The organism is Allobosea sp. CS1GBMeth4 (assembly GCF_900185715.1).
Taxonomy (GTDB): Bacteria; Pseudomonadota; Alphaproteobacteria; order Rhizobiales; family Beijerinckiaceae; genus Allobosea.
Genome location: NZ_FYAS01000030.1, coordinates 67,912 through 84,651, shown reverse-complemented (window position 1 = coordinate 84,651; position 16,740 = coordinate 67,912). Strand labels below are relative to the sequence as shown.

The following is a 16,740-nucleotide window of genomic DNA, read 5'->3' as shown; positions in this document are numbered from 1 at the left end:
TCGCCGGCTTGTGAGCCGGCGGGCCATTCCCTATAGACGAACGGGCCGGGCGTCGACGGCGCCCGAAGAAGAAGGACGAGATCCCCGATGGCCGAGACGCTGCCCCTGTCTGCCACCACCATGGTCAACGCGGCCCTGCCGGCCCTGTCGGACCGGCGCAGCCGTTTCCTGCGCAATGCGGCCCTCGCCGTCGCCGGCAGCCTGCTGATCATCGCCGCCGCCAAGGCCAAGGTGCCGTTCTGGCCGGTGCCGATGACGCTGCAGACGCTGGCCGTGCTCGGCCTCGGCGCCGCCTATGGCGCCCGCCTCGGCGCCGCGACCGTGGCGCTCTACATCGCCTACGGCCTGTTCGGCCTGCCGGTCTTCACCAACACCCCGCCGGTCGCGGCCGGCCCGCTCTACCTGCTCGGGCCGACCGGCGGCTTCCTGATCGGCTTCGTCTTCGCCGCCGCGATCGCCGGCTGGGCCGGCTCGCGCGGCGCCTCGCTCTGGCGCCTCGCCGGCGGCGTGCTGCTGGCCGAGATCGCGCTGATGGCGCTCGGCTTCGCCTGGCTGGCGCTCGGCGCGCAGATGGCGGGCGGGGCGTCCGGCATCGGCTTCGCAAAGGCCTGGGCGGCGGGCGTCGCGCCCTTCCTGCTCGGCGACCTGATCAAGGCGGCGCTGGCGGCGAGCCTGGTCGGCGCCGGCTGGTCGGTGCTGAAGCGCCGCGGCTGAGCCGGGCGGCCTGGTCCAGAATCGGAAAGCCGGGGTCCGCCCCGGCTTTTTTGTTCGCCTTGGATTGCGCGAAAGGCGTCAGCCCTGCGGCTTCTGGCCGGTGCAGACCTTCTTCACCGGCTGCAGGAACATGTCGAGCTCCATCATGTTGCCGCAGCGGTCGCAGCCGGCGAGCAGGGTCGTGAGGCCGAGGACGGCGATGAGGCGCAAGGCGGACTTCATGCAGGGGCTGCTCCAGATTGTGGCGCGAGCATAGCGAAGCGCTCGCCGCCGCGCCACGGATGATGCAGTCGGAGGCGAGCGGCGGCTACGGACGCTGCCCGGGCGCGAGGGTCCGGGACCGCGCGCGGGTTAGACCGTTCGGAGCATGAGCCCGAAGCCGGGGGACCCGGCCGGGAGGCCGCTCTCGATCTCTGGCGATATCTCGGGAAATTTTGGTCGGAGTGGCAGGATTTGAACCTGCGACCCCCTCGTCCCGAACGAGGTGCTCTACCAGGCTGAGCCACACTCCGATCAACTGGTGGCCGGCTTATAGCCAGCCGGCCGCCGCGGTGCAACAGCCAAGCAGGCCGGATGCGCAATCTTTTTCGGGAAGGCCGGTACTGGTCCGGCGCTCCGGCGGCGATCGCTCGCAGGCCGGCCGATCCGATGTTGCGCGGCACGGCTGCGCGCACTAGAAGGCAACGCGCATTGGGGCGTCGCCAAGCGGTAAGGCAGCGGTTTTTGGTACCGCCATTCCCAGGTTCGAATCCTGGCGCCCCAGCCAATTTCGTTCAAGCTCTTGATATTAAAGCGGTTCGTCTGCCGTCTCCGGGCCGGCAAAGCGATTTGCCCGTCCGGTTGCTACAATGCACCGTTCGGCGGGTCTTCTTCGCAACGTCGGTCGGCGCAACCGCATCTTCCACTTCCGACGCGCCACCCCGCCTGACCTGCGTCCTCGCTTCGGGCGCCGGAAGATCACCTGTTCGCTGCGAACTTCCGAACCGCATCTCGCCGGGATGAGGGTTGCGCGAGAGATTGGGGCGTCCGCACACGTGCTTGATCATCTCGCGAGTGGCTGCCGAGCCGCATTGCTGGGGCAGCCCTCGGTCGTCGTGTCACGTGGGCTGGTGTAGCCGAGGTGGTCATCGGCGATTGCCGGTTAGTTTTGGCTTGCGAACGCTAACCCTGAACGGAGAGATCCCCGATGACCGGCGAGATGATGAGCCTGCGCCGGCTGCTGGAGAAGAGCCCCTGAACGCCGCGCTCGGCGCGTTCGAACAGGCCATAGGACCGAAGGAGGCTCGAGAGGCGGCTTCCTTCTCCGGCCCGTATGGCTTGTCAGAAAATCGTCCCCGTCGGCAGGCCGAGCGCCATCGCACCCGCATAGCGGGCCTGCGGGCCGGCCTGGAGCGGATGGAAACGCGCACCTTGGATGTCACGGAAGCGCCGCTCCAGCCCTGTCGCCCGGTAGAATGACGCGCCGCCCGCCAGTTCCATCGCCAGATCAACGGCCGCAATCGCGTGGCGAGCGACCAGAGTGCGCCCGATCATGACCTCGTTGACCGTTTCAGCACATGGCGCGTTGCGCGCCACGGTATCCATCATCCAACGGTGTGCGAGCTGCGCGGCCCGCAATTCGGTGTCCATGCGTCCGGCGAGTAATTGATCCGACATCGGCTTCTTCTTGGCGATCTCGATGGCGATGTCGCGGGCGCTCTCGGCAACGCCGAGGTAGACCGCATAGATCAGCGGGAAGGCGATGGTCGCGATCGTCTCGAAAACAGGGTGCCACTCGCCGGCCTTGCGCGAAAACGCGACATTCGCGGCGGGAATGAAGAGATCCTCGATCACGACATCGTTCGACGCGGTGCCGCGCATGCCCAGCGTGCGCCAGGTGTCCTCGATGCGCACTGCCGAGGATTTCATCGGCGCGCCGAAGTGGATGACCGACCGATTCCCGTCTTCTCCCTCATAGATCGCTCCGGTCATCAGCACGTCACCGGCTTCGGCGCCGGAGGTGAATACCTTCCGCGCGGTGATGCGGTAGCCGTCGCCGTCCCGCTCGGCCTTTCCGGATCCGCCGATCCAGTCGGACCCGCCGGACGACAACAGGATGATCCTCTCCGCGGCGATCCGTTTCAGCAGGGGCTCCACAGCGGCGACCTTCTGGTGTCGCCAACGCCAGGCGGGGATGGCGACCTGATGGGTGTGCATGGAAAAAGCGAGTGCCGTGGAGCCGCAGGCCCTTGCGAGCACGCGCAGCATCTCGGCGAGCTCGGATATCTCGGCGCCGCCGCCGCCGAGTTCGCGCGGGACGCCTGCCTCGACGAGGCCGGCCTCCTTCAGCAGGGAATAGTTCTCGCTGACGAAACGGTCATTCTGGTCGATCTCGGCGGCACGCGCGGCGAGTTTCGGCGCGAGATGGCGCGCCGTCTCCACGACATTGGTGGCAGATGCGATGCCTGCGCCGAACGACGGCGCCGAGGCTTTCGAAGCGGTGATCGTCGACATGGTGCCCTCCATTGCTGCGAGGCAGAAGGATCACCGCTGTGGCCTCGAGCTTCCAGTTCAGCATCTGAACCGCCGGCGTTTTCCGTACGACCCCGATCTGATACCATTCCCGAAAAGAAAAACGGGGTTCGCCATGAACGATCGCGGCGGCTATGGCCAGTTCTGCCCGGTGTCGATGGCCTCGGAGATATTGTGCAGTCGATGGACGACGCTGGTCGTGCGAGAACTGCTCTGCGGCAGTACCCGCTTCAATGATTTGCGGCGCGGCCTGCCGAAAATGTCTCCAGCCCTGCTCTCGAAACGGCTCAAGGAACTGCAGCAGGCCGGGGTCGTCACCGTATCGCGCAAGACGAAAGGCTCGGTCGAATATCACCTGTCAGAGGCGGGCGAGGAGTTGCGATCGTTGATCATGGGCCTCGGCAACTGGGCGCAGCGCTGGATGGAATCGCGGCTTTCGCTCCGAAATCTCGACCCTTCGCTGCTGATGTGGGACATGCGCCGGAGCCTCAACGTCAAGCTGCTGCCGGCGCATCGCTGCACGATACAGTTTCTGTACCCCGAACTTCCGGGGTCGCAGAAGCGGTGGTGGCTGGTGGTGACCGACGGCACCGTCGACCTCTGCAATTTCGATCCCGGTCATCAGCTTGACCTGCTGGTCACGAGTTCCCTGCGCACGATGACGGCGATCTGGATGGGGCTGACGACGATCAAGAAGGAGGCCGATACCGGTCAATTGGAGATCGACGGCGATCAGGCCCTGGCTCGCACCATGCAGCAATGGCTGGGGCTCAGCGTCTTCGCATTCGAACCGCGTCGGGTGCAGTGACGGACACGACGACCAGTGCGCGGGGATTGGCAAAAGCAAGGCTTGTTCTGCGCCATCGCCGGCAGCACAAGCCGCCGAGTTGACCGTGCCCGGCGAGCAGCCGGGCGAAGGCCAGGCGCGTCGGGATGGCGAGCTGTTCGCGCAGGCCGCTGAGAAGGCCGACCTGCCCGTCCAGGTCGTTGCGCTGCATCAATGCAGTGGCCCGGATCTGCGGCAGTCTTCGGTCGCATCGTCCGACGAGATTTCGGAGCGCGACCATGACGCAGGCAGCTGAGCCTCAAACCCTGACCGCAACGCAGCCTGGGCGGGAGCGCCGGCCCCAGATGATGTGCGCAGCCGTGTTCGTGGAGCCCGGCCGCATCGAGCTCGAGGACAAGCCGATACCTGAGCCCGGTCCGCTCGATGCCTTGCTGCGCATCACGACCACGACGATCTGCGGGACCGATGTCCATATCCTCAAGGGCGAGTATCCCGTGGCGCGCGGGCTGACTATCGGTCACGAGCCGGTCGGCGTGATCGAGAAGCTCGGCTCGGAGGTGAAGGGTTTCCGGGAGGGCCAGCGCGTGATCGCCGGTGCGATCACGCCATCGGGGCACAGCGCCGCCTGCCTCTGCGGCTGCCTCTCGCAGGACGGGCCTGGCGAGCGGCACGGCTTCAAGGCCATGGGTGGCTGGCGCTTCGGCAATACCATCGACGGGGCGCAGGCTGAGTACCTGCTCGTGCCCGACGCGATGGCCAATCTCGCGCATGTGCCGTCAGGCTTGACCGACGAGCAGGTGCTGATGTGTCCCGACATTATGTCGACCGGTTTCTCCGGGGCCGAGAGCGGCCGAGTGAAGATCGGCGATTGCGTTGCCATCTTCGCGCAGGGGCCGATCGGCCTGTGCGCGACGGCGGGCGCCCGGCTGATGGGAGCGACCCGCATCATCGCCGTGGAAAGCATTCCGGAGCGCCAGCAGATGGCGCGGCGGCTCGGCGCGGACGAGATCGTCGATTTCAGCAAGGGCGATCCCGTCGCCGAGATCATGCGGCTGACGGATGGACGCGGCGTCGACGTCGCGATCGAGGCGCTCGGCAAGCAGGAGACGTTCGCCGCCGCCCTAGCTGTCTTGCGCCCCGGTGGAACGCTGTCCTCGCTCGGCGTCTATTCGGGTGACCTGACGATTCCGCTCGGCGCCTTCGCCGCGGGGCTCGGCGACCATCGCATCGTCACCACGCTGTGTCCCGGCGGGAAGGAGCGGATGCGCCGCCTGATCGACGTCGTCGACGCCGGGCGTGTCGATCTCGGCGGGCTGGTCACGCATCGCTTCCCGCTGGAGCGCATCAAGGAGGCGTACGAACTCTTCGGCGCGCAGCGCGACGGCGTCCTCAAGGTCGCTATCACGCCCTGACCGGGATCGAGGCATCGGGGACCTGGCGCGCATATCGGCTTCCTGGCGAGAGCTAGAGCATGCTCTAGCCTCTGTCCTTGGGCGTCGCTGCCCCGCCGCCCGCCGCAATCTCGCGGGCGAGATTGGCAAGGTCGCCGCACTCGTCCGCGGATTCGTTGTTCCACCACATCGCGCAGAGATTATGCGACGGGATCGGCGGATTGGCCTCGAGCACGCGCAGCGCGAGCCTGTCGCCCGAGAGATGGATCATCTCGCGCGGTATCATCGCTGCGCCGGTGCCGGCGCTGGCGAGGCGAGCGATCACCGTCAGCGGGTTACAGGTGTTGAGCCGTCGCGGTTTCAAACCATGCGCGCCGAACCACATCTGAATGGTGGTGAACAGGCCGGATGGCGAGCTGTTGGTGAAGATCGGCAGGTCGACGAGCCTCTCCGGCGTCGCGACGTTGCCGGCGAAGGGCAGCCCTTCTCCGACCACCCAGACGAGATCGATCAGCCAGAGCGGGACGATGGTGATCCCGTCATGAGCGCGCGGCTGCGACAGGAAGGCGATGTCGATCGACCGGTCGAGCAGCAGCTGCTCCAGCCTGGTGCTGAAATCGACGGTGACGTCGACCTGCAATTCGGCGTGGCGGCGCGCCAGCTGGGCGAGCAGATCGGGCAGGATCGAAGCCGCGAAGGAATCCGCGGCGCCGATGCGGAGCAGGCTCTTGCCGCGCAAGCCGTCCTTGCCATGGCGCTGGACCTGCTCGGCATGGGCCAGCATGCGCTCGATATCGGCATAGATGGCGCTGCCGAGCGTCGTCGGCACCGGGCGGTAGAGCGAGCGATCGAACAGCTCCCCACCCAAGGTGCGTTCGAGCTCCTTGATGCGCAGGCTGACCGTCGGCTGCGACAGGTTGAGATGCTGGGCGGCGGAACGGAAGCCGCCCAGCCGGGCCACCCAATAGAACGCTTCCGCCTGACCAAAGGTATAGCGCATCGCTCGAGATGATAGCGGCAGACAATCGAGCGGCAACCACTTCTTATTTTTATTCGTCGCCCCAGCACTCTAGCCTCCCCTCGTTCGGCGCGACGCCTGCGGGCCGTCGCCAAGGCATTGCAGAAAAGAGGGGATCCCGATGCTGACCAGGCCGACAAATCGCCGCGCATTCATCGCGACCGCTGCCGGCGGCGCCCTTGGCGGCCTGCTTCCGGCAAGCCTGCTCCACGCGCAACCGAACAACGGCAAGACGCTGACAATCGTCCTGCCGAGCAACCCGATCACCATCGATCCGATTAACCAGCTCAATCACGACGCCATGGTGCTCGGCCAGACCGTGTTCGAGAACCTTGTCGAGTACGATGTCGACGGCGTGCTGAAGCCGCAGCTCGCCACGGCGCTGCCGACGATCTCGGCCGACAAGAGGACATATACTTTCGAGCTGCGCGACGGCGTCACCTTCCACAACGGCAAGAAGATGACGGCGGAGGATGTGAAATATTCCTTCGATTATCTGCTCGACCCCGCCAACAAGGCGGCCCGCCGCTCGCTCTTCACCCGCATCGCCAAGGTCACCGTGCTGGACCCGCTCAAGGTGCAGTTCGAGCTCACGGAGCCCTACGGCCCCTGGCTCTATTTCCTGACCAAGTACATGGGCATCTACCCGGCCGGCTCGCGCAAGGAGCATGGCGACGACTATTTCAAGTCGAAGCCTGCCGGGGTCGGCACCGGCTTCGGCGTCTTCGAGGAGTGGAAGCCGAACGACTATATCAGCTTCAGGAAGAACCCGACCTACTGGCGCAAGGGCCTGCCGCGCTGGGACCGGCTCGTCGTCAAGATGATCCCGGAAGACGCGACCCGCGTCGCCTATCTGCTCACCGGCCAGGTCGACCTGATCAGCGCGCCGCCGCCGCGCGAGTTCAGCCGGCTGAAGACGATGCCGGGCATCACCGGCGCCTCGCGCCCGACGCTTGGCGGCGCGCTGCTGATGTACACCAACAATCTGAAGCCGCCCTTCGACGACCTGAACTTCCGCAAGGCGGTCTCCGCCGCGATCGACCGCAAGACGATCGGCGATAAGGTCTATTACGGACTGCTCGATCCTTCGGCGGTGCCGGCACCCTCGCGCGGCTGGTGGTTCAATGCCGAAGCCGACAAGGAACTCGGCTTCGACCTCGACAAGGCCAAGGCCTTCCTCGCCAAGTCGAAATACGCCGGCGGAGTCGAGTTCGACCTCAGCATCCAGGCCGAGCCCTATCTGCTCGACACCAAGGATGCCGCGATCTTCGTGCAGGCGCAGCTCGCCAAGATCGGCATCAAGGTCAATCTCAAGGTCCATGAATTCTCCGTGCTGATCCAGCAGGCGATCCGTGGCGAGCACCAGGCGGCGCTGCAGGTCTTCATGTCGCCGGGCGAGCCGAGCTACATCATGCAGGTCTGCCTGACGCCGGAGCAGGTGCTCTCCAAGAGCACGGGCTACAATAACCCCGAGTTCAACCAGACGCTCGCCGCCGCCTTCGCCGAGACCGAGCAGCCAAAGCTCAAGGCGCTCTACGGCAAGCTGCAGATGCTGGCGGCGCGCGACGCGCCGCTCGGCGTGCTCGGCTATGTCCACGCCTCCAATCTCTGGCGGCAGTCTCTCCAGGACGTGAAGGTCAATCAGGGCCTGACCATCGCGCCCGGCGAGATCAAGGTCTGAACCGGGCCCGCCATGCTCCGCCTCGTCGCAGGTCGCATCGTCTCCTCGATCGGCACGCTGCTCTTCGTCGGCCTCGCGCTGTTCGCGCTGACGCGCTCCGGGCCGGGCTCCCCGGCCCGGATCGTGCTCGGGGCCGACGCGACGAGCGAGCAGATCGCGCAGTTCGAGCAGGCGCACGGCCTCGACCGGCCGTTCCTGTCGCAATACGCCGCCTGGCTCGGCGACGTGGCGCGCGGGGATTTCGGCAGGTCCTTCGTCACCGGCCGCGACGTCGCCGCCGAGATCGCCAATGCGCTGCCGGTGACGCTGGCGATCGTGCTCTTCGCCTTCCTGATCGCGCTCGTCTTCGGCCTCGGCATCGGCGTCCTTGCCGCGCTCAAGCCAGGCGGCGTCTTCGACAGGGTGAGCCGCTTCGCATCCGTGCTCGGCCTGTCGATCCCGGCCTTCTGGCTCGGCATCGTGCTGATCCGCTTCCTCGCCGTCGATCTGCGCCTGTTGCCGCCGGGCGGATATTTTCCGCTCGCGGCCGGCCTGTCGTTGCACCTGCAGAGCATCCTGATGCCCTCGCTCTCGCTCGCGGTCTACTACATCGCCGTGCTGGCGCGGATGACGCAGGCGAGCCTGCAGGAGACCCTGCGCGGCGACTATGTCCGCACCGCCCGTGCCATGGGGCTCTCTCCCCGCCAGGTGGTGTTCTATGCGCTGGTCAACGCGCTGCCGCCGGTGGTCAATCTCGCGGCGCTCTCCTTCGGCTACATGTTCGGCTGGGCGCTGATCATCGAGCAGGTCTTCAACATCCCCGGCCTGTCGCGGGCCCTGCTGAACGCAATCTCGCAGCGCGACTTCCTGCTGCTGCAGGGCATCGTCTTCCTGTTCACCGCGATCTTCGTCTTCGCCAATCTCGGCGCCGACCTGATCAACCGCGTGCTCGATCCGCGCCAGAGGGCGGCGGCATGAGCGGCCTGCGCAACGCCCTCGATGACCTCGACTGGAGCGGCTGGCTCGGGGCCGGGATCGTCGGGCTGATCCTGTTCGCCGCGGTCTTCGCGCCGCTGATCGCGCCTTACGACCCGCTCGCGCTCGATATCGAGGACAGGCTGGCGGCCCCCGACGGAAGCCATTGGCTCGGCACCGACCAGGGCGGCCGGGACGTGTTGAGCCGCATCCTGTTCGGAGCGCGCGCCTCGCTTTCGGTCGGAATCGGTGCCGTGCTGATCGGCGCAGCGATTGGTGTCTCGGCCGGGATCTTCGCCGCTTACAAAGGCGGGCTCGGCGAGCAGGTGGTGATGCGCGTCGTCGACGGCGTCGCCTCGATTCCGCTCCTGGTCTGGGCCATCGCCATCGTCGGCATCCTCGGCGTCGGACCGCTGCCGGTGGGCCCGCTGCTGCTGCCGAACGAGGTCAAGATCGTCGTCCTCGTCGGCTGCCTGTTCTCGCCCGTCTTCGCCCGCGTCACCTATGCGGTCGCCAAGCGCGTCGCCGGGGCCGACTATGTCCGCGCCCGGTTCCTGCAAGGCGCCTCGCATTGGCAGATCGTCGCCGGCGAGGTGCTGCCGAACTGCCTCTCGCCGATCATCGTGCAGGGCACGCTGCTGGTCGCGATCGGCATCGTCATCGAAGCCTCGATCAGCTTCGTCGGCCTCGGCGTGCAGCCGCCGCAGCCGAGCTGGGGCACCATGCTTTCCGATGCGCGCAGCGCGATCTATTCCGGCGAATGGTGGCTGCCGGTCTTCCCGGGGCTCGCCATCTCGCTGACCGTGATCGGCTTCAACCTGCTGGGCGATGCGGTGCGGGATCTGCTCGACCCGCGCAGCGAAGCCAGGACACTGGTCGCATGAGCCCGGCCCTGCTCAGCGTCGAGGGGCTGCGCGTCGGCTTCCGCTCCGCCGATGGCGGCATGGTCGAGGCGGTGCGTGGCGTCGATTTCTCCGTCGCGCCCGGCGAAGCCGTCGGCATCGTCGGCGAATCGGGCTCGGGCAAGAGCCTCAGCATGCTCGCGGTGATGCGCCTGCTCGGCGCGCCGGCGCGCGTCACCGGCGGACGCGTGATCCTCGACGGCGAGGATCTGCTCGCCGTCGACGAAAAGCGAATGCGGGCACTGCGCGGGCGCGACATCGCCATGGTCTTCCAGGACCCGCAGAGCTCGCTCAACCCGGCGCTGACCATCGGGCGCCAGATCACCGACGTCGTGGGCGCGCACCGGAATGTCTCGACGCGCGAGGCACGGCGCATCGCGGCCGAGGCGCTGGAGCGCGTCGGCATTCGCGATGCGGCAGGACGCCTCGCTTCCTATCCGCACGAATTCTCGGGCGGCATGCGCCAGCGCGTCCTGATCGCCATGGCGATTGCCTGCCGACCGCGCCTGCTGATCGCCGACGAGCCGAGCACGGCGCTCGACGTCACCGTGCAGGCCCGGATCGTCGACCTGATCGCGGAATTGCGTCGCGAGCTCGGCCTCGCCGTCGTCTTCATCTCGCACAATCTCCAGCTCGTCGCCGAGATCGTCGACCGCGTCGTGGTGATGTATGGCGGCAAGGTCGTCGAGGACGGGCCGGTCGAGGCGATCGAGCTTGCCCCGCGCCATCCCTATACCGGCCTGCTGAAGGCCTGCGTGCCGAGCCTCTCCGGCCCGGTCGGCCCGCTCACCGCGATCGAGGGCGCGCCGCCGCGGCTCGGCCGCCTGCCGGCGGGGTGCCCGTTCTCGCCGCGCTGCCCCGACGCCGTCGAGCCCTGCGCCAGTGAGATGCCGGCGCTGGTCGCCGATGCCGGGCATCGCACGGCCTGCTGGAGGCCGCGATGACCGGCCCGATCCTCTCGCTGCGCAGCGTCTGCAAATCCTTCCCGCAGGGCGGGCTGCTCGATCGCCTGCTCGGACGCGACAGCCGGCTCGTCGCGCTCGACGATGTCAGCCTCGACGTAATGCGTGGCGATGTCGTCGGCATCGTCGGCGAGAGCGGTTCGGGCAAGTCGACCCTGGCCGGGCTCGCGGTCGGACTGGCGCGGCCGACGTCCGGCGAGGTCCTGCTCGACGGCCAGCCGATGACGGAGCTGATGCGCAACCATGCCGGGCCGTGGCGCCGGCGCGTGCAGATGGTGTTCCAGGATTCGAGCAGCGCGCTGAATCCACGCAAGAGCGTGGCGCGCTGCCTCGGCGAGACGCTGGCGCTGCGCGGCGTGCCAAAGGTGCGGCGCGAAAGCGAGATCACCGAGCTGCTGACGCTGGTCGGGCTCGGGCCCGAGATCGGGCCGCGCCTGCCGCACGAGCTGTCCGGCGGCCAGCGCCAGCGCATCGGCCTGGCGCGCGCACTGGCAATGAAGCCGGAGGTGCTGATCGCCGACGAGCCGGTCTCCGCGCTCGACGTCTCGCTGCAGGCCCAGGTGATCAACCTGCTGTCTCGCCTCACGCGCGAGCTCGGCCTGACGCTGCTGTTCATCAGCCACGACCTGGCACTGGTGCGCACGCTGTGCAGCCGCATCGTCGTGATGCGCAAGGGGGCGATCGTCGAGCAGGGGCCCTGCCTCGATGTGCTCGAGCGTCCCCGGCATCCCTACACCCAAGCCCTCATCGCCGCCGTGCCCAAGGGCCTCGCCGGCCGGCGGACGCCGTCGCCGGCACTGGCCGACGCTGGCGCGGACCCAGAAACCCGGGAAGACATCCATGGCGCAGCATAGCTACAGGATCGGCATCGACATCGGCGGCACCTTCACCGACGTCGTGATCGCGCGCGATGACGGGCTGGTCGAGACCCGCAAGGTGCCCTCGACGCCCGATGATTACAGCCGGGGCATCGCCGAGGCGCTGAAGGCGCTGATCGAGGACTATCAGACGACGCCGGACCGCATCACCGGCATCGTCCATGCGACGACGGTCGCGACCAACGCCATCCTGGAATACAAGGGCGCCCGCACCGGCCTCCTGACCACAGCCGGTTTCCGGGACGTGCTCGAGATGCGCCGCCTGCGCATCCCGGTGCTCTACGATCTGCAATACGACAAGCCGAAGCCGCTGGCGGCGCGGCGCCTGCGGCTCGAGGTCAACGAGCGGCTCGGTCCCGACGGCGCGGTGCGCGTGCCGCTCTCTCGCGCGGATGTCGTGGCGGCCGCCCGGCGCTTCCGCGAGGAGGGCGTCGAGGCTGTCGCGATCAGCTTCCTGCATGCCTACGCCAATCCCCGGCACGAGATCGAGGCCGAGGACATCCTGCGCGCCGAGCTCGGCGAGGGCGTCTATATCTGCCGCGGCTCGGAGATCCTGCCCGAGATCCGCGAATACGAGCGCACCTCGACCGTGGTGGTGAACGCCTATATCGGCCCGGTCGTGCGCAACTATGCCAGTGCGCTGACGGCGCGACTGGCCTCGATCGGTGTCGGCTGCCAGGTCGAGATGATGCATTCCGGCGGCGGCATCATGCGCCTCGGCTCGGCCGTGAAGCGAGCCGCCTCCCTGGTCGAATCCGGACCCGCCGCCGGTGTCATCGCCTGCGCCCGCCTGGTCTCGGGCAGCGACGAGCCCAGCATCATCTCCTTCGACATGGGCGGCACCACCGCCAAGGCGGCGCTGATCGAGCATGGCGAGCCGGCGCGCACCACCGAATACGAGGTCGGCGCCGGCATCAACCTGTCGAGCAAGCTGGTCAAGGGCGGCGGCTACCCGATCAAGATGCCGTTCATCGACGTGTCCGAGATCGGAGCGGGCGGTGGCAGCATCGTCGCGATCGACCGGATGAACCAGATTTCGGTCGGCCCGCAGAGCGCCGGCGCCTGGCCCGGCCCCGTCTGCTACGGGTTGGGCGGCCGGCAGGCGACGCTGACGGACGCCTTCCTGACGCTCGGCTATATCAACGACGTCGCACTCGCCGGCGGCAGCTTTCCTCTGCACGCCGATGCGGGCCGCGCCGCACTGAACGACCAGGTCGCCCGCCCGCTCGGCCTCGACCTCCAGCATACGGCGCGCGGCGTGCTGACGCTCGCGGTCACCACCATGACGCGGGCGGTCAAGGCGGTCTCGACCTATCGCGGCCGCGATCCGCGCCAGGCGACTCTGGTCGCCTTCGGCGGCAACGGCCCGGTCGTCGCGGCCGAGGTCGCGAGCGCGCTCGGCATCCGCCGCGTCATCGTCCCGCGCGCCGCGGGCGTCTTCAGCGCGCTCGGCCTGCTGCGCTCCGATGTCGAGCAGGAGTTCGTGCGGCCGTCGCGCCGGCGGGCTGGAGAACTCGACAATGCCGGGCTCGAACAGCTCTTCGCCGAGCTCGGCGCCGATGCCAGCCGCATCCTCGCGCTCGAAGGCTATGACCTGGCGCAGGCAGAATTCCGCTATGCCGCCGACCTGCGCTATGTCGGCCAGGCCTACGAGCTCACCGTGTCGGCCAGGCGCTTCGACATCGCCGAGCTCAGCGAGCTGTTCCATCGCGAGCACGAGCGCACCTATGGCCATCGCTCGCAAAAGGACGCGGTCCACCTCGTCAATGCCCGCCTCTCGGCCTGCCTGCCGCTGGCCGCGCCGCGCCAGAAATTCGCCGCGGAGGCGCCGATGCGCCGGGCCGACCGGCCGGTCTCGTTCAAGGCGGGAGCGCCTGCCGTCGCCATCGCCGTGATCGGCCGGGCCGATCTCGACGGTACCGCACGGCGCGGGCCCTTCGTCGTCGAGGAATATGACTGCACCTGCGTCGTCGGCCCCGGCCAGAGCGCCAGGCTCGACGAGGCCGGCAATATCGACATCGCCCTGGAGGCCGCATGAGCATGCGCGAGATCGACCCGATCACGCTGGAAGTGATCCGCAACGCGCTGGCTTCAACCGCCGACGAGATGGCGCTCATCGTGATGCGCAGCGCCTATTCGCCGGTCGTGCGCGACATCATGGATTACTCGACCGCGCTCTGCGACGCGCAGGGCCGGGTGATCGCGCAGGGTTTGACGCTGCCGATCCAGCTCTGCTCCTTCCCGCGCATCATGGGCTTCGTCCACGAGCGCTATGGCGACGGGCTGAAGCCCGGCGACGTGCTGATCGCCAACGACCCCTATGGCTCGGGCGGGCAGCATCTGCCCGACATCTACATCCTGAAGCCGATCTTCGTGGCGGCCCGGCTCTCGGGATTCGCTGCGACGGTCGCGCATCACACCGATCTCGGCGGCATCGTGCCCGGGAGCGTCGCGATCTACGCGACCGAGATCCAGCAGGAAGGCCTGCGTATCCCGCTGCTCAAACTCTATGATGCCGGCGAGCCGGTCGAAGCGGTCTTCCGCATCCTGGAGGCGAACACCCGCTCGCCGGTCGAGGTGCTCGGCGACATCCGCGCCCAGATCGCGGCGTGCAACGTCGCCGAAGAGGGATTGAAGGCGCTGATCGGCCGCTATGGAGCCAAGGCGCTGGAGGCCTATATCGACGCGCTGCACGACCATGCCGAGGCGATGATGCGCGACGTCATCCGCGCTTTGCCGAACGGCGTCTATCGCGCCACCGACTATATCGACGGCGTCGGCGAGAACCCGCAGCCGCTGCCGATCGTCGCGACGGTGACCGTCGCCGAGGACACGATCGACATCGACTTCGCCGGCACGGCCGAGCAGGTCGCCGCCTCGATCAATTGCCCGATCTCGCTGCCGGAATCGGCCTCCTTTTGCGCGATCCGCTGCCTGTCGCAGCAGGATATACCGAATTGCGAGGGCTATCTGCGGCCGATCACGGTCCGAGCGCCCGAGGGCTGCCTGGTCAATCCGCGCTATCCCGCCGCCTGCGGCGCGCGCGGCGTCGTCGGCTACCGCGTCTTCGACGCGATCATGCAGGCGCTCGCCCAGATCGTGCCGGAGCGCGCCATCGGCGGCTCCGAGGGCGGGCCTTATCTGCTCGCCGCAGGCGGCAGCCATGAGGGCCGGCCGTTCGTGCTCAACGAGATGGTGGTCGGCACCTGGGGCGCGCGCGCCGGCAAGGACGGCATCGAGGGCATCTCCAACCCCGCCGCAAACCTTTCCAACCAGCCGGTCGAGATGATCGAGGCCGACATGCCGGTCGAGGTGCTGCGCTACGGGCTGGTGCCCGATACGGGCGGGCCGGGCGAGTTCCGCGGCGGGCTCTCCTTCATCCGCGAGTTCCGCTTCCTCGCGCCGATCCGTTTCGTGCTGCGTGGCGACCGTCGCGATCATCCTCCCTTCGGCTTCGAAGGCGGCAGTCCCGGCGCGCCCTCGGCTCACATCCTGATCCGCGCCGACGGCACGGAGCAGGGCCTGCCGACCATGCCGATGGAGAGCTTCTCGGCGCGCCCCGGCGAGATCTTCCGGCTGATCGGCGCGGGAGGGGGCGGCTATGGCGATGCGGTGCGGCGCGACCCGATCCGTGTCGAGGACGATCTGCGCGAGGGCAAGATCACGGCGGCGGGGGCCGTCCGTGACTACGGCGTGGTTCTCGCCGCCGACGGCGTCAGCGTCGATCGGGATGCCACGGCCCGCCGACGCGCCCTGCTCACGGAGGCGGGGACATGAGCAAGGCACTGTTCGGTGCGGCTGCCTTCAACGAAAAGCTCGTCAACGAGCCGGGCAGCCGGTCGCGGCTGGAGACGCCGGCGGCCGTCCTCGACCTTGACCTGTTCGAGCATAATGTCGCTCTGATGGCGCGGACCTGCCGCGACGCCGGACTGAATCTCAGGCCGCACGCGAAATCGCACAAGTGCGCCGAGATCGCCCGCCGGCAGATCGCGGCCGGGGCGCTCGGCATCTGCTGCGCCAAGCCCGGCGAGCTGCTGGCGCTGTTCGAGGGCGGCGTCCGCGATCTCCTGCTCAGTGCTCCGATCGCGAGTTCGACAAAGATCGATTCCCTGGCGCGAGCCGCAGCGGCCGGCGGGCGTATCGGCGTCGTGGTGGACCGGGCCGACCTCGCCGCCGCCTATGCCGAGGCGGCGCGGCGACACGCCACGACATTGGACGTGCTGGTCGATCTCGATGTCGGACTGAAGCGCAGCGGCGTCGCGACCCCGGCCGAGGCGACCGAACTGGCGAAGCTCGTCTCCGGGCTGGACGGGCTGCGCTACCGCGGCGTCCAGGCCTATCAGGGCCGCGTCCAGCATATCGACGATTTCGCCGCGCGCCGCGCCGCCAACCGGGAGATGGGTCGTCTGCTCGCCTCCATGCTCGACGCCTTACGCGCGGCCGGCTTCCAGCCGGAGGTCGTCTCGGGCGGCGGCACCGGCAGCCATCTCCTCGACGGCGAGGACCGGCTGCTGACCGAAATCCAGGCCGGCTCCTATGTCTTCATGGACGAGGCCTATGGCAGCGTCGACATGCATGGGCGCGGCGGGCCGGAGTTCAAACCGGCGCTGCGCATCGCCGTCACCGTGATCGGCCACAGCTCGCTCGGCTTCGCCATCACCGACGGCGGCAGCAAGAGCTTCGCGCTCGACGGCCCGCCGCCGCGCGTCTTCCTCGGCGACGAGCAGGTCGGCCGAATCGAATGGTGCGGGGACGAGTTCGGTCGCATCCTTCCCGCCGACGGACGAGGCCCGCCGTCGATCGGCTCGGTCGTCGAATGCACGGTTCCGCATTGCGATCCGACGATCAACCTGCACGACGTACTCCACGTCGTGCGCGGCCAGGAACTGGTCGCGCTCTGGCATGTCGAGGCGCGCGGGCGCGCCGATTGAGGAACAGGCCC

Annotated in this window: 14 protein-coding genes and 2 tRNA genes; 12 read left to right on the top strand and 4 right to left on the bottom strand. The window is 68.1% G+C overall.

Going from position 1 to position 16,740, the window contains the following annotated elements; all coding sequences use genetic code 11:
- Positions 1-87 precede the first annotated feature (87 nt).
- On the top strand, positions 88-714 hold the full coding sequence (locus tag CS1GBM4_RS17715; protein ID WP_186420057.1) for a biotin transporter BioY: 627 nt from the start codon (positions 88-90) through the stop codon (positions 712-714).
- A gap of 78 nt (positions 715-792) precedes the next feature.
- Here the strand turns inward: CS1GBM4_RS17715 and CS1GBM4_RS17710 are convergent, their stop codons facing one another.
- On the bottom strand, positions 793-936 hold the full coding sequence (locus CS1GBM4_RS17710; protein ID WP_186420056.1) for a hypothetical protein: 144 nt from the start codon (positions 934-936) through the stop codon (positions 793-795).
- A gap of 213 nt (positions 937-1,149) precedes the next feature.
- Positions 1,150-1,226, bottom strand: a tRNA-Pro gene (locus CS1GBM4_RS17705).
- Between the two features lie 179 nt (positions 1,227-1,405).
- Here CS1GBM4_RS17705 and CS1GBM4_RS17700 point away from each other — a divergent pair.
- A tRNA-Gln gene (locus CS1GBM4_RS17700) sits at positions 1,406-1,480 on the top strand.
- Between the two features lie 554 nt (positions 1,481-2,034).
- On the opposite strand, the gene CS1GBM4_RS17695 is transcribed toward CS1GBM4_RS17700, so the two are convergent.
- Positions 2,035-3,207, bottom strand: coding sequence for an acyl-CoA dehydrogenase family protein (locus CS1GBM4_RS17695; RefSeq protein WP_186420055.1), 1,173 nt, complete (start codon positions 3,205-3,207; stop codon positions 2,035-2,037).
- A gap of 133 nt (positions 3,208-3,340) precedes the next feature.
- Here CS1GBM4_RS17695 and CS1GBM4_RS17690 point away from each other — a divergent pair, with 133 nt between their 5' ends.
- Together CS1GBM4_RS17690 and CS1GBM4_RS17685 are read left to right on the top strand one after the other, a co-directional pair.
- Complete coding sequence (locus CS1GBM4_RS17690) at positions 3,341-4,033, top strand: helix-turn-helix domain-containing protein (RefSeq protein ID WP_186420250.1); 693 nt, start codon at positions 3,341-3,343, stop codon at positions 4,031-4,033.
- A 326-nt stretch (positions 4,034-4,359) separates the two neighbouring features.
- Positions 4,360-5,424: an NAD(P)-dependent alcohol dehydrogenase gene (locus CS1GBM4_RS17685; protein ID WP_210201601.1), complete on the top strand. Its 1,065-nt coding sequence runs from the start codon at positions 4,360-4,362 to the stop codon at positions 5,422-5,424.
- Positions 5,425-5,488: 64 nt separating this feature from the next.
- Here CS1GBM4_RS17685 and CS1GBM4_RS17680 read toward each other — a convergent pair whose 3' ends face one another.
- Complete coding sequence (locus CS1GBM4_RS17680; RefSeq protein ID WP_186420054.1) at positions 5,489-6,403, bottom strand: LysR family transcriptional regulator; 915 nt, start codon at positions 6,401-6,403, stop codon at positions 5,489-5,491.
- A 139-nt stretch (positions 6,404-6,542) separates the two neighbouring features.
- Between CS1GBM4_RS17680 and CS1GBM4_RS17675 the strand changes: the two genes are divergently transcribed.
- Genes CS1GBM4_RS17675 through CS1GBM4_RS17640 form a run of 8 tightly spaced genes read left to right on the top strand, consistent with a single transcriptional unit; the run spans position 6,543 to position 16,729 of the window.
- Positions 6,543-8,102, top strand: a complete 1,560-nt coding sequence (locus tag CS1GBM4_RS17675) for an ABC transporter substrate-binding protein (RefSeq protein WP_186420053.1) — start codon at positions 6,543-6,545, stop codon at positions 8,100-8,102.
- A 12-nt stretch (positions 8,103-8,114) separates the two neighbouring features.
- Positions 8,115-9,059, top strand: a complete 945-nt coding sequence (locus tag CS1GBM4_RS17670) for an ABC transporter permease (protein ID WP_186420052.1) — start codon at positions 8,115-8,117, stop codon at positions 9,057-9,059.
- A complete protein-coding gene (locus CS1GBM4_RS17665; RefSeq protein ID WP_186420051.1) occupies positions 9,056-9,940 on the top strand; it encodes an ABC transporter permease in 885 nt (294 codons plus the stop codon). The genes CS1GBM4_RS17670 and CS1GBM4_RS17665 overlap by 4 nt, the downstream gene beginning before the upstream one ends.
- Positions 9,937-10,902: an ABC transporter ATP-binding protein gene (locus CS1GBM4_RS17660; RefSeq protein ID WP_186420050.1), complete on the top strand. Its 966-nt coding sequence runs from the start codon at positions 9,937-9,939 to the stop codon at positions 10,900-10,902. Before CS1GBM4_RS17665 ends, CS1GBM4_RS17660 begins: the two co-directional genes overlap by 4 nt.
- Positions 10,899-11,774, top strand: a complete 876-nt coding sequence (locus CS1GBM4_RS17655) for an ATP-binding cassette domain-containing protein (RefSeq protein WP_186420049.1) — start codon at positions 10,899-10,901, stop codon at positions 11,772-11,774. The genes CS1GBM4_RS17660 and CS1GBM4_RS17655 overlap by 4 nt, the downstream gene beginning before the upstream one ends.
- Positions 11,761-13,836, top strand: a complete 2,076-nt coding sequence (locus CS1GBM4_RS17650) for a hydantoinase/oxoprolinase family protein (protein ID WP_186420048.1) — start codon at positions 11,761-11,763, stop codon at positions 13,834-13,836. Before CS1GBM4_RS17655 ends, CS1GBM4_RS17650 begins: the two co-directional genes overlap by 14 nt.
- A complete protein-coding gene (locus CS1GBM4_RS17645) occupies positions 13,833-15,575 on the top strand; it encodes a hydantoinase B/oxoprolinase family protein (RefSeq protein ID WP_210201597.1) in 1,743 nt (580 codons plus the stop codon). The genes CS1GBM4_RS17650 and CS1GBM4_RS17645 overlap by 4 nt, the downstream gene beginning before the upstream one ends.
- Positions 15,572-16,729 (top strand): DSD1 family PLP-dependent enzyme, encoded by a 1,158-nt coding sequence (locus CS1GBM4_RS17640; protein WP_186420047.1) that lies wholly within the window; start codon positions 15,572-15,574, stop codon positions 16,727-16,729. Before CS1GBM4_RS17645 ends, CS1GBM4_RS17640 begins: the two co-directional genes overlap by 4 nt.
- The last annotated feature ends 11 nt before the right edge of the window (positions 16,730-16,740 follow it).

Excerpts from the sequence above, each read along its gene's own strand:
- CS1GBM4_RS17690 (WP_186420250.1), top strand. The coding sequence starts at position 3,341 with ATGAACGATCGCGGCGGCTATGGCCAGTTCTGCCCGGTGTCGATGGCC.
- CS1GBM4_RS17675 (WP_186420053.1), top strand. The coding sequence starts at position 6,543 with ATGCTGACCAGGCCGACAAATCGCCGCGCATTCATCGCGACCGCTGCC.
- CS1GBM4_RS17655 (WP_186420049.1), top strand. The coding sequence starts at position 10,899 with ATGACCGGCCCGATCCTCTCGCTGCGCAGCGTCTGCAAATCCTTCCCG.
- CS1GBM4_RS17645 (WP_210201597.1), top strand. The coding sequence starts at position 13,833 with ATGAGCATGCGCGAGATCGACCCGATCACGCTGGAAGTGATCCGCAAC.
- CS1GBM4_RS17640 (WP_186420047.1), top strand. The coding sequence starts at position 15,572 with ATGAGCAAGGCACTGTTCGGTGCGGCTGCCTTCAACGAAAAGCTCGTC.
- CS1GBM4_RS17710 (WP_186420056.1), bottom strand. The coding sequence starts at position 936 with ATGAAGTCCGCCTTGCGCCTCATCGCCGTCCTCGGCCTCACGACCCTG.
- CS1GBM4_RS17650 (WP_186420048.1), top strand. The coding sequence starts at position 11,761 with ATGGCGCAGCATAGCTACAGGATCGGCATCGACATCGGCGGCACCTTC.
- CS1GBM4_RS17695 (WP_186420055.1), bottom strand. The coding sequence starts at position 3,207 with ATGTCGACGATCACCGCTTCGAAAGCCTCGGCGCCGTCGTTCGGCGCA.
- CS1GBM4_RS17680 (WP_186420054.1), bottom strand. The coding sequence starts at position 6,403 with ATGCGCTATACCTTTGGTCAGGCGGAAGCGTTCTATTGGGTGGCCCGG.
- CS1GBM4_RS17665 (WP_186420051.1), top strand. The coding sequence starts at position 9,056 with ATGAGCGGCCTGCGCAACGCCCTCGATGACCTCGACTGGAGCGGCTGG.
- CS1GBM4_RS17715 (WP_186420057.1), top strand. The coding sequence starts at position 88 with ATGGCCGAGACGCTGCCCCTGTCTGCCACCACCATGGTCAACGCGGCC.
- CS1GBM4_RS17685 (WP_210201601.1), top strand. The coding sequence starts at position 4,360 with ATGTGCGCAGCCGTGTTCGTGGAGCCCGGCCGCATCGAGCTCGAGGAC.
- CS1GBM4_RS17670 (WP_186420052.1), top strand. The coding sequence starts at position 8,115 with ATGCTCCGCCTCGTCGCAGGTCGCATCGTCTCCTCGATCGGCACGCTG.
- CS1GBM4_RS17660 (WP_186420050.1), top strand. The coding sequence starts at position 9,937 with ATGAGCCCGGCCCTGCTCAGCGTCGAGGGGCTGCGCGTCGGCTTCCGC.